The organism is Paenibacillus sp. JQZ6Y-1 (assembly GCF_040719145.1).
GTDB lineage: Bacteria > Bacillota > Bacilli > Paenibacillales > Paenibacillaceae > Saccharibacillus > Saccharibacillus kandeliae.
The window spans coordinates 1712234-1724302 of record NZ_JBFDUZ010000001.1 but is presented as its reverse complement, the minus strand read 5'-3'; the positions used below and the strand labels follow the sequence as shown (position 1 = coordinate 1724302).

Below are 12069 nucleotides of genomic sequence, written 5' to 3'. Positions count from 1 at the left end.
TGAATACGTTTGTATATCCAGAATATTATATAAATTCCATCTTTTCTTTTTGTAAGCGTTATCATATAATCAGTTGCGTAAACGTTTGCACAAATGTTTTTCCAACACAAAGGAGGATGGTTTATGTTCAGTTCGGCTCAAATGCAATTCAAAAAATGGGTTTCCGTTTCGCTTGCTTTACTGGTTCTGCTCGCAGTTATGTTGGGCGGTTTCGGACCAGTTACGCATGCGGCGGATAACTCGGTCACTGTGTATTACAAAAAGGGATTTGCTACACCGTACATACATTACCGTCAGGCAGATGGTAATTGGACGACGGCACCGGGCGTGAAAATGACGGATGCCGAAGTAAGCGGCTATACGAAGGCGACAATCAATATCGGATCGTATACGCAGCTGGAAGCCGTCTTCAACAACGGTAATGGCACATGGGACAATAACAACTCCAAAAACTACTTCTTCAATACAGGCATCTCCACCTACACTCCGGGCAGTAACGGTGCAGCTGGTACGATTACGACTGGCGCTCCCTCCGGTTCTACCACACCAACCGATCCAACGACACCACCGAGTGACAATTTCGGACCAGTCGATTGGAGCAAACGCAGCATCTACTTTATCATGACTGATCGTTTCAGCAATGGGGATACAAGCAATGATAACTACGGTGGCTTTAACTCCAATAAAAGCAATCCGGGTCAATGGCACGGCGGCGACTTCCAAGGCATTATCAACAAATTGGATTACATCAAAAATATGGGCTTCACCGCGATCTGGATCACACCAGTAACGATGCAAAAAAGCGTGACTGCTTACCACGGCTATCACACCTATGACTTCTACTCTGTCGATGGACACTTAGGCAATATGGCGAAATTCCAAGAGCTGGTGAAAACGGCACATAGCAAAAACATCGCAGTTATGCTGGATGTAGTCGTTAACCATACAGGCGACTTCCGTCCAAACAACGGTACTGCCAAGGCTCCATTCGACAATGCCGATTGGTATCATAATGCTGGCGATATTACGCAAAATGACTACAACACCAACAATCAGACTCGTATCGAAAATGGTGATGTTGCCAGCCTTGACGATCTGAAGCAAGAGAATACAGCTGTCGCTACCGAGCTGAAAAACTGGGGCAAATGGATTATTCAACAATCTGGCGTAGATGGTCTGCGTGTTGACACTGCCAAGCATGTACCGAAGTGGTTCCTGAAGGACTTCGACACTGCCGTTAATACTTTTACGATCGGCGAAGTATACAATGGCGATCCGGTTTATGTAGGTGATTACACAAATTATCTTGATGCTGCACTCGATTTCCCAATGTATTATACGATCCGCGATGTATTTGCCAAGGATGGTTCAATGAATCTGATCAAAGATCGGTATACACAGGATTCCCGTTACAAAAATGTGAATCTGAACGGTACCTTTATCGACAACCATGATGTAAAACGCTTCCTGAACGAAGCCTCTGGCAAACCAGGAGCGACGTATGACAAATGGCCGCAGCTGAAAGCAGCACTCGGCTTCCTGTTAACCTCGCGTGGTATTCCGATTGTGTATCAAGGTACAGAGCAAGGCTTCAGCGGCGGCGATGATCCAGCAAACCGCGAAGATATGACCTTTGACACAAGCAATGAGCTGTACAAATATATTGCGAAGCTGAATGCCGTGCGCAATGCACATCCAGCGCTGCAAAACGGTACACAAAAAGAAAAATGGTCAGACAGTACTGTCTACGGATTCCAACGTTCCAGCGGTTCGGACGAAGTGGTCGTGCTGATCAACAACTCGTGGAATAGCGAGACGCGTACGATTGGAAATCTGGACAACTTCGGTAGCGGAACAGCGCTGAAAAACCAGCTGGGTACGGATTCCGTAACCGTGAACAGCGGTTCCATCACAGTAACTCTTGCACCAAAAGAAGTGAAAATCCTGACGAAATGATGTTCTTCCGCGAACATGATTCAATAAAAGCAATAGCTTAAAGCGCTTTTCCAAGCCTAAACGTCATCTGGTATCTTGATCATCAAGTTGTATGTAAGAGCCTGCTTGCGTTAGCATAGGCAAGCAGGCTCTTATATTTCTGTTATGTCTATCATAGTAATTGTAATCAAACTACATTTATACATGCAGTTCCGCAAACTCTTCCGCCGTCGCATAACCGTATATCCAGTAATCCCCTTTTCTGCATATATACGGAATGCGACATTCTTTCAACAAAGTGACAAACGACTCTTCAATATTCACTACTTCGTCATCCACCAATTGACCGCGATACTCCAATCGCCGCGGCTTTACGCGAATCCATTCGATATCGAACGAGGGACGATGCCAGTCGCAAAATACTGCTTCATCCGAACGATCACCAATGATCGCATTCCAATCGCCATGGTAATTGACGTCCTGCTCAAACTGCAAAGGGTATGGATCAGCAGCGAGAACCGTTTTTACTTGAAATGCCGGAGGAAAGGGTAGCTTATGATAGACACCATATTTTAGCTTTTCCCAGCGCGTATCGTTCATAATTGAAGTTAGACTGCGTCGTTCCACTTCCTGCATCACTTGCTGCTTGTAGCGTATGTAATCCATAGAGAGGCTTCCTTTCTTGGTAATGATAATCGATATGCTACAATTTTTGACGAACCCATATTCTTTATTGTTTATGGTACACCAATCATCGTTTGTAAGGCAAAAGAAAGGAGCATACTACGCATCCGAGAGACATCAAACAATATGACAAGATGACAAGAGTACTGCTAATTTACTCTTGCCATCTATGTATGACCTACACGCTTGCCCGTTCCGCCACCAGCATATGATAGGGACGGTATTCATGGAGTGACATTTCGATCAGCAATTGCGACATCGGAATATCGTCGATAATCGCTTTGCGTTTCGCTTTTAAAATAATCTGTTCGATGTCGGCATAGCTACAGCCATCCATCCATTCTGCTGCCCACTGCTCCAATCCTGTCTCCCTTGGAAAGTCTCCGCATAAACGAGTTATATATTCCAGCCGCAACTCTTCCGCCGGGTTGCTATATACCATCTTCGTATCAAATCGTCGCCAGATGGCGTTATCCAGCTCGGTTTCCAAATTGGTCGCAGCGATGAAAATACAATGCTCAGGGAATTCATCCAGACATTGCAGCAGCGTATTCACGACACGTGCCATCTCTTTTACCTCATCGTTGTTATCGCGCGTTCGGGCAACTGCATCAAATTCATCCATAAATAATACGCACGGTTCTTGTCTAGCATACTCGAAGATCTTGCGTACATTGCTGCCGGTTTCGCCGAGATGAGCATGGATGAGTGCATCCAACCGTACAGTTACCAGCGGCAATTCCAATTCATGGGCTAAGTGAAAAGCAGTTAGCGTTTTACCGGTTCCCGGTGGACCGAACATCATCACTTTGTTCGGAACGGGTACATCGTGCAATGCGAATGTATCTTTGAGATTGACGATCTTGAGAAATTCTTCAGTAATGATGCGGTTTTCCTGTGATAGCACGATATGACGTGAACGATGCCCGCATTCTTTTACACTATAGACCGAAGCCATCTCGATGCCTTTGGTAAGTGGCATCTTACCATAGTTGCGGCGATTTTTGCTCATAGGAATACATCCTCTCTTTCTTTATTCAGCCAAATGATGGCAATGGATCATACAGATCGCGCCAATTGCTGTTCATTTCCTCTGGGGTGAGTAACGCTTCATCCAAACTGCGTTCGATCTCTTCCCGATTCATATCAATCCCGATAAACACCAGCTTGGTCACTCGGTCGCCCCACTGCTCATCCCAATCTGGTGTTCTGGGTACTTCCCCGTCAAAATGGTAATCCAGCTCTTCCTGACTCAGCGCCGCTACCCATAATCCTGCTGGTGATAGCTGCTTGGATGTTCCGGCATGACTAAAGGATATTGCCATATTGTTGCGCGTCGCTAGCCACATCAATCCTTTGGAGCGAACAATCGCAGACGGATACTGAGTCACCCACTTCATCAGCCGTTCAGGATGAAACGGAATTTTGCGTCGATAGACAAATGAATGGATTCCGTATTCCTCCGTCTCTGGGGTATGCTCTTCCTTCAATAGCTCCTGAATCCAGCCCGCGGATTGACTCGCCTTTTCAAAATCAAATAGCCCTGTATTCAAAATATCAGTTGGACGAATATTGCCCTGTACTGAATGAATGATTCTCGCTTCCGGTTGCAATGCGCGCAGCGCTTTCTCCAAGCGCTCTAGTTCTTCCTCATTTACCAGATCAACCTTATTGATGATCAGCACATCACAAAATTCCACCTGATCCGTCAGCAAATGCACTACGCCGCGTGTGTCATCTTCACCGGCAGCCTGACCACGCTGCATCAGACTTTCGCGGGAATAGTAGTCTTTCCAGAATTGCGGCGCATCTACCACCGTGACCATCGTATCCAGTCGGGTCAAGCGACTCAGATCGATTCCATTGTCCTCATCCACATACGTAAAGGTCTGCGCTACAGGTACTGGTTCACCGATGCCTGTCGATTCGATCAGAATATAGTCAAACTTGCCTTCACTGGCAAGCTTCTCCACCTCAACCAGCAAATCCTCGCGCAGCGTACAGCAGATGCAGCCATTGGACATCTCCACCAGCTTCTCATCTGTACGTGATAATCCGCCGCCATCACGAATCAGATCGGCATCGATATTCACTTCACCGAGATCATTGACGATCACCGCAACACGTAGACCTTCCCGATTGTTTAGCACATGGTTCATAATGGTCGTTTTACCTGCTCCCAGATATCCGCTAAGTACAGTTACGGGAATTCGGTTGTCCTGTTCTACTAGAGTCATTGGGTATACACCATCCTTTGTTTATTCTTTTGCTTTTGCTGTAATGTAAGCCCTAATCATACATCCATTCTATGGGAAAAAGCGTAATTATTACGATTTAAAATTAAGTATAATTATTCCTGTTACCTACACATTTAATGCATTATATCTGTATCCAGACGAACAGTACTTAACATCCTGCGCTGGTCATCATTACTGCACGTGCACAGGCCAAGGCAGCGGATTTACAAACTCACTCCATTCCTGCTGCATTTCCTGTTCATCCAATAGACATTCGTCCAGCTCTGATTCCAACTGTTGACGATCCATACCGATGCCGATCATTACCATTTCCGTCAGTCGATCACCCCAACGTTCATCCCACCGAGCGCGAACATCATCTTCCTCTTGCAAAATCATCGTCTGCTCATCTTCCGGCAATGCCGCAACCCAATGTCCAGCCGGTCCAAATTGAATTGACGGACCTGCTTGGCTCAGGCTTGCCGCCATATCGCCCTCTGCTGCTAGCCATACCAGCCCTTTCGCACGAACGACTTCTTCTGGCCAATAGTTCATGAATTCTGCCAGGCGTTCTGGATGAAACGGAGCACGTCGACGATATACAAACGAGCTAATTCCATACTCCTCCGTTTCCGGCGTATGCTCCTCCAGCTCCAATTCGCGTATCCAACTCGACGACTGACTGGTCCGCTCAAAATCAAACAATCCCGTGTTCAATATTCGCGCTGGATCAATCTCTCCGTTCACCGTACGAATGATCTGTGCATGTGGCTGTAGCTGACGGATCACGCTTTCCAGTTGTTCCAACTCAGCAGGCTTCATCAGATCGCATTTATTCAGTAGTAATACATCACATGTCTCAATCTGATCAATCAGCAGGTCTACAACATCACGCGTATCGTCCTGCCCTGTTGCTTGTCCGCGTTGTAATAGTGTTTCACCCGACTGATAATCATGCCAAAACCGATTCGCATCCACAACGGTAACCATGCAATCCAATCGCGCCAACTGACTCAGATCAATCCCCGACTCTTCATCTGCATACGTAAAGGTCTGTGCCACCGGCACCGGTTCACTAATGCCTGTCGACTCAATTAGAATATAATCGAAACGCCCTTCATGGGTCAGTCTCTCTACCTCCTGCAACAGATCATCGCGTAATGTGCAGCAAATGCAGCCATTGGACATCTCGACCAGCTTTTCCTCCGTGCGTGACAAGCCGCCTTGCTCTCGTACCAATGCAGCATCTATATTGATCTCGCTCATGTCATTGACAATGACTGCTACCTTCAGCCCTTGACGATTGTTCAGCACATGATTCAATACCGTCGTCTTGCCTGCTCCCAAATAGCCACTCAATACCGTCACCGGCAATGGTTTCTGTGTCCCAGTCATGTTTGCTTCTCCCCGTTCCTTATCATCATTTGTTGTATGCTACCCAATAATGGACCATAGTCTACTGCAAGCTTTAAATAGTAATTATTACGATTAACATGTAACAATATATGCCTGTTTGGAATGTTTGTCAACTCCATCGTTCATTCCAAACAGGCATATTGTTTTGTACATCACCTTAGTGGGATGCTGTTATTGGTTATGCGTGAGCATGTATTTAATATCAAACCTTGATTATTCCACTATATTTATTATATGCCCTGTACTGATGATTCAGATCACGGATCAGCTTCAAACTATACACTCGTAATTGCTCCATACTCTCCATTTCAATATAAATATTAGGGTAGCAGGATAGATCATAATACTGCAAGAAGCGATACCTTTTCCATCGGTCAAAAAAGGATTGTTCCAACAATACGTACCACTTGTATCGCCATAGCGCATCTTGCCAATTCGGATGGGTGATTTGATGTGTACTTAATCCATAGACGTTCGATGCGTAGGTATCCCATTCCATCTTCAATTCATTACAGGATTGTTCATTTTGAAAATGGTCGTCAAAATCACAGCCAAGCTCTTTCCATTCTTCATGCAGCGTTACATAGTCGATTTGTTGGTCAAAACGCATCATTATATCATGCATGTTTTTGAATTGTTCTTCAATCATACTTATCACCTGGCGATTAAGCCTGTAAAACTCAAAATTACGTTTCCGTACTCCTATATACCCGTATCTTCCCGTCGCCTATTCCTCTTCCTGCAAACACATCTCAACAAATTGAAAGAAGTCGTTGGCTTCTACCGTCCGACTTTCCCAATCGTGCCAGAAATACAACACCTGTCCCTGCACACCATCGGCAGCTGGATCAGTATCGATACATACATAATCGCCTGCCCCATTCGTTGCAAATGGAATCCAACGTGGATTCCACAGAAACGGTTTAACTCCATCTCCTGCATCTGGTTCCCATCCATCTGGATCAAATTCCTCCTGCAAAAACTGCCATGTCTCAATGATCCGTTGTACTGACAAAAAGGTTAGATTTCGCAGTAGTATGTTTATATCCAGCGTCTCTTCCTGACCATCATGAATGCTGTACAATTGCTTCATCGGCTCCGGCAAAGAAACAGCAAGCGTCTGCTCCAATTGTACAAACTGCTCGAAAGTCGCGCCCTGACGGAGATGCAGCTGATCTATCGTACAGGAATTGATATTCATTGCATGCTGTATGATGTCTCTCCATAATTGCTGAGCTTTGGTGTCCATATGTATAGGCGCCTCCTTGTAGATCATAGCGTAATCAGTAGTAAGCATACCAGCAAAAATAACTTTTGACAGTAGGGTTGAGGGGTTTTATAATTTCTTTTTTCAGATTTAGGTTTTATTATTATGAATTTTTCATATGTTGAAATATTTATTTTAGTAGGAAAATAAGATGGTTTGGAGCGAAATGAGAGGATTTTTGTTGTTTTTTTATTTTCTCTTCCACTCGTTCGGCTCGGCAGCTTCGCATGTTATTTTTAAATGCTTGGTTAGTCGTTCTTCCGATTTTCTGAAATCTGTCAGTTGGATGGTTATTGAATGGTTAATCGCTATCTTGGCGTATCGCTTTTGAAGATCGCGCATTCTCTAAGGCTGCAATTTATTTTTTCTGATTTCTATAGATTCAATTTTATTGAGTTAGTCGATCTTCTTTATAGGCTCGGCACAATGCTCGATTGCAGTGTTTGTGTGCACGGTATGATTGTCTCCCTTATCTTACCTTCCCCTTTCCATTATCCCTATATAGTTATAAAGTTTGAATGTAAGTTTCTATTATGAATTTTTCATATAATGATTTTTTGTAAAATTTTACTTCACTCTTCTACTCTCTACTCTCTACTCTCTACTCTCTACTCTCTACTCTCTACTCTCTACTCTCTACTCTCTACTCTCTACTCTCTACTCTCTACTCGACCAAACGCTTCAGTACCATTTCTAATCATTTTATCTCATCGCGTACTATATTTATTTGCCAACTAAAAAAATCAGCCTTGGCACACCTTTATCAATAAAAGGTACACCAAGGCTGTATGCAAACATAAACCTCATCACTTATTCTACTATCTAACACCCTACTACCTATCATTCACTATTATGGATAGATATTCCACTCATAGCCATACACACCATCTTTACAGGCTAACAATCTCATAAACCACGCCTTCGCCAAATCCGAGCATATCGAGTGAGCTGTCGCTGATGTACGACCATACTTCCACATTGTATCCGCCCTGCTTGGATACTTCTTTGCGATCCGGTTCGCCCCATGAAAGCAGTACCTGCTGTTTGGTCATACCGCGAACCACTTCGCCATTTTTGATATGGTTCCATGTGGACTGCGACCAGTTGTATTTGCTATACGGGTTGTATGTGAAAAATTCCGAGGAATCTCCAATCAGATTGGTAATTTCCGAGCCAGTCATCATGCTGGATGGGTAATCTTTACCATCGCCGCCACGGAAATGAACGACAAAGCGTGTGTGATTATACGGATCTTTTTCCGCAGTAATATCGCGAATAGTGACTTTGCTAAAGCGATCTCCCGCCCCGCTATAACCATTTACCCAATAGGACTTACCAAGCAGTCGGGTTAAGTTACCGATTTCTGCCTGCTTGATCAGCTTTTGTGTATCCGCCGATTGGACAGTGATTTTGGAGCCATTGACATTTAGAATTGCCTGCTTGTACGATCCATCCCAGCTTACTTTTGCATTGGTGGAGACAGCGGTCAGTAAGGCAGCCGGAAACACGGTTTGTCCAGCGCTGCTTTGTACTTTGCCTTTGAGCGTCTGCTTTTGTCCATTGATAGTCGCCACTGCGCTGTTTTTATTCAGCACAATCTGGTCTTTGCCCCAGCTGATACGGAATTGATTGCCACTGACAGCAACAGTTCCACCCAATGCCTTGAATACCGATTGCACGGGCAAATATACTGTACCGCTGATCATGACTGCACCCGTTAGTGCCTGCTCCGATGTTCCGTTTAAAGGTGCTTGAGCGGTCATACCGTCTACGCTCAGTGTCACGGTTGCACCACCGAGCGCTTTGACTTTTACTGTACCATCTGACAGAACTTCAGCAACTTGCGGCTGATCAACTGCCAATTCGCCAGAAAGTGCCGGACGACTGCTTGTATAGCCGTTGGAATACACTTCCTGAACCTGTGCTTCGACTTTATCTCCAATCGCAGCATCCGTCTTGGATAACGCTAGCTTCAATTGTGTAATAGACGGCACGCCGAATGGAGTTACCGATTGCTGCACATCTCGTACCCAGCTACCGTCACTGCGACGAGCATAGATGCCATCTGCACTAGCAGCGATTTCGGTAATGCCTGTCAACTCACTAAGTTGCTGTGGGTTGAAGCCATTGGAGCGGCTATACGACCAGACTGTACCGTCCTTTTTCGCTACTAGCAATGTACGATTATTGCCTTGCCAATCGATAGATACCGCGTCAGTTGCCAGCGTACGTGGTGCATCGCCAGTCAGCAGATCTAGCAGTACAACCGTACCGTCATTTTTGAGCACAGCCAAGCCGACTCCATCTTGACGAATGGCAGCAGCATCTGGATAACTGCCCACCTTGCGCCCAAGCCCATTGCGATAGGAGCTATAGTAGAACATGTCACCGGATTGATTCACCGTTGCATACGAGTCCTCGTGTCCATCGATCATTTTCACATTCATTGGCAGTGTATCCGGTTTGTCTGAACCGACCATATTGATTTTGCCATCACGTCCTAGCACGATACCATTACCGGACACCTGCGCAGCATTGCTGATACCGGATATAATCGTTGCTTTGCCAGTAACGTCATCCCATGTTAGTACCTGTCCACCCGTTGTCCAGCCATAATATTGATTGTTGCTGCCTACCGTGATGCCTTTGAAATTGTATTCCGAATGCCATGGTCCTTTGAGCGATTGCGCCCATAATGTGCCATCTGTCAACAGATACGTTTGACCGTTTAACACGGAAGCGATCCCTGTCTGACTATTATTTTGTTCAGCTGCCCATACCGTGGTCGTCGCCGTCCAAGGCGATAGTGTTCCCGTTACCATCGCCAGACTTACTATTGCTCCTGCTGCATAATTCTGAATTCTGCTGCTTCTCTCTCTCATCTACGTGCGTTCCCCTTTGGTCTGATTATGTAGTGAGCGCCCTCTGCCTTCACCTCACACATTGAAGGATGTATAGGTCACAAGCAAGCGGGCTACCCCTTTATTATTATCGTTCTTCTATGCATATTCCTGAATACTTACGACTTGGCAAAATAAAATGATAGGGCATTCTATATTTAACCATGCGATCATCAATCCCAAGCCGTAGCGATCTCCTGCTTGCGCTCCTCCAACAGCTTCTCCTTATCATCCCGATAAAACATATTGTACGTGTCAAACGGAATAATCCGTCCGTCTGGATGAGCAATATGCACACACGACTTTTTCACAGAACGCACATCAAAATTATACGCATCCAAAAACTGCATAATAATGACGCGAAATACATTGTCGTATACGATCTTCTCTGGCACAGCAGCAAGCGGCAGACAACATAGTAGACTTTTAAGCGAGAGCGCCGAGGACACAGGCGAATGACCCGTGGATAGCAATTCAAACAACTTGCCGCGAATCGCTGGTTCATTTTCAAATACGATGGTATTGCTATCGCCTTCCAACAGAATATTGGGATCAATCATACGTGTTAACGGCAATACCTCCCCATTCAGCTTGAGTGCATAGCCCATCGCTAGACAGTCAGGATGACAAGGCACAGGTAAAATATCGTCCGCATTAAACACACCGGACTGGTCGATAATCATCTGCCGTACCTCGCTCACTGTCAACCGATCGGTCGCAGGATCATAGCCCTGCAAGCGTCCCGCCGCCTGAATCGGTTGAATCGTCACTCCACGCACTGCCTGCTGCTCCAATCCGTAACGAATAATGCTGCCAACCTCATGATCGTTCAGGTCTTTTTTCAACGTTACGACCAGTGTCGTCGACAAATTGAATTCATTCAGATGCGCAATCGCTTGCTCACGAATACTGCGCAAATCCGCTCCGCGCAGCTCCTTCAATACATGCGCCTCAAAGCTGTCAAACTGCAAATAAATCTCGAAGCCCGGCATATATTCTGCCAATCGTGCGACAAATTCGCGTTCCCGAGCAATACGAATCCCGTTCGTATTGACCATAATATGCTTGATCGGACGCGCCTTGCACATATCCAGAATCTCGAAAAAATGCGGATGCAGTGTCGGTTCGCCGCCGCTAATTTGCACAATATCCGGCTCGCCTTCATTTTCTACAATCCGATCCAGCATGAATGCAATATGCTCTAGCGTACGATACGAGGTACGATGAGGTGACGATTCGGCAAAGCAGATCGGACACTGCAAATTGCAATGATCCGTAATTTCAAGCAGCGTCAGACAGCTATGCTGTTCATGATCGGGGCATAATCCGCAGTCATATGGGCAGCCATACTTGATTGGCGTATTCCAGACGAGCGGCATCTCGGAAGGCTTGATAAACTCGCGTGTACGATGATAATATGCTACATCTGTCGATAACAATACTTTTTCCGGTCCATGCACCAAACAACGCTTGAACATATACATGCGACCATTCTCTTCGATAATCTTTGCTTCCACCTTACGATAACAGGTGGAACAGATGCTATTCGTTAGCTCATGATACAGATATGGACGATTTTTGGGCATGATGTAGTCCTCCTTGATCGTAGTCAAGCGTAATCCAATGCTTG

8 protein-coding genes and 1 pseudogene are annotated in these 12069 nt (G+C 45.5%); 1 reads left to right on the top strand and 8 read right to left on the bottom strand.

Going from position 1 to position 12069, the window contains the following annotated elements; all coding sequences use genetic code 11:
• Positions 1 to 237: 237 nt before the first annotated feature.
• A pseudogene (locus tag ABXR35_RS07510) lies at positions 238 to 1956 on the top strand (alpha-amylase family glycosyl hydrolase); the annotation flags it as partial.
• Between the two features lie 177 nt (positions 1957 to 2133).
• Here ABXR35_RS07510 and ABXR35_RS07505 read toward each other — a convergent pair.
• The 8 genes from ABXR35_RS07505 to ABXR35_RS07470 all read right to left on the bottom strand — a co-directional run bounded on the left by ABXR35_RS07505 (position 2134) and on the right by ABXR35_RS07470 (position 12025).
• Positions 2134 to 2601 carry a DUF6678 family protein gene (locus ABXR35_RS07505; protein WP_367057641.1) on the bottom strand — a complete coding sequence of 156 codons (468 nt, stop codon included), beginning with the start codon at positions 2599 to 2601 and terminating at the stop codon, positions 2134 to 2136.
• A gap of 196 nt (positions 2602 to 2797) precedes the next feature.
• Complete coding sequence (locus tag ABXR35_RS07500; protein WP_367057639.1) at positions 2798 to 3631, bottom strand: AAA family ATPase; 834 nt, start codon at positions 3629 to 3631, stop codon at positions 2798 to 2800.
• A 25-nt stretch (positions 3632 to 3656) separates the two neighbouring features.
• On the bottom strand, positions 3657 to 4856 hold the full coding sequence (locus tag ABXR35_RS07495; protein WP_367057636.1) for a GTP-binding protein: 1200 nt from the start codon (positions 4854 to 4856) through the stop codon (positions 3657 to 3659).
• Positions 4857 to 5048: 192 nt separating this feature from the next.
• Entirely contained in the window at positions 5049 to 6251 is a 1203-nt protein-coding gene (locus tag ABXR35_RS07490; protein WP_367057633.1) for a GTP-binding protein, read from the bottom strand.
• A gap of 223 nt (positions 6252 to 6474) precedes the next feature.
• Complete coding sequence (locus ABXR35_RS07485; RefSeq protein ID WP_367057630.1) at positions 6475 to 6921, bottom strand: YxiJ family protein; 447 nt, start codon at positions 6919 to 6921, stop codon at positions 6475 to 6477.
• A gap of 78 nt (positions 6922 to 6999) precedes the next feature.
• Complete coding sequence (locus ABXR35_RS07480; RefSeq protein ID WP_367057628.1) at positions 7000 to 7521, bottom strand: SMI1/KNR4 family protein; 522 nt, start codon at positions 7519 to 7521, stop codon at positions 7000 to 7002.
• 908 nt (positions 7522 to 8429) lie between these two features.
• Positions 8430 to 10421 carry a stalk domain-containing protein gene (locus tag ABXR35_RS07475; RefSeq protein ID WP_367057625.1) on the bottom strand — a complete coding sequence of 664 codons (1992 nt, stop codon included), beginning with the start codon at positions 10419 to 10421 and terminating at the stop codon, positions 8430 to 8432.
• Between the two features lie 191 nt (positions 10422 to 10612).
• Positions 10613 to 12025, bottom strand: coding sequence for a radical SAM protein (locus ABXR35_RS07470; RefSeq protein WP_367057622.1), 1413 nt, complete (start codon positions 12023 to 12025; stop codon positions 10613 to 10615).
• Between the last annotated feature and the right edge of the window lie 44 nt (positions 12026 to 12069).

What these genes read in the sequence shown, in the direction of transcription:
- ABXR35_RS07490 (WP_367057633.1), bottom strand. Translation starts at nt 6,251, where the DNA reads ATGACTGGGACACAGAAACCATTGCCGGTGACGGTATTGAGTGGCTAT.
- ABXR35_RS07475 (WP_367057625.1), bottom strand. Translation starts at nt 10,421, where the DNA reads ATGAGAGAGAGAAGCAGCAGAATTCAGAATTATGCAGCAGGAGCAATA.
- ABXR35_RS07505 (WP_367057641.1), bottom strand. Translation starts at nt 2,601, where the DNA reads ATGGATTACATACGCTACAAGCAGCAAGTGATGCAGGAAGTGGAACGA.
- ABXR35_RS07480 (WP_367057628.1), bottom strand. Translation starts at nt 7,521, where the DNA reads ATGGACACCAAAGCTCAGCAATTATGGAGAGACATCATACAGCATGCA.
- ABXR35_RS07500 (WP_367057639.1), bottom strand. Translation starts at nt 3,631, where the DNA reads ATGAGCAAAAATCGCCGCAACTATGGTAAGATGCCACTTACCAAAGGC.
- ABXR35_RS07470 (WP_367057622.1), bottom strand. Translation starts at nt 12,025, where the DNA reads ATGCCCAAAAATCGTCCATATCTGTATCATGAGCTAACGAATAGCATC.
- ABXR35_RS07485 (WP_367057630.1), bottom strand. Translation starts at nt 6,921, where the DNA reads ATGATTGAAGAACAATTCAAAAACATGCATGATATAATGATGCGTTTT.
- ABXR35_RS07495 (WP_367057636.1), bottom strand. Translation starts at nt 4,856, where the DNA reads ATGACTCTAGTAGAACAGGACAACCGAATTCCCGTAACTGTACTTAGC.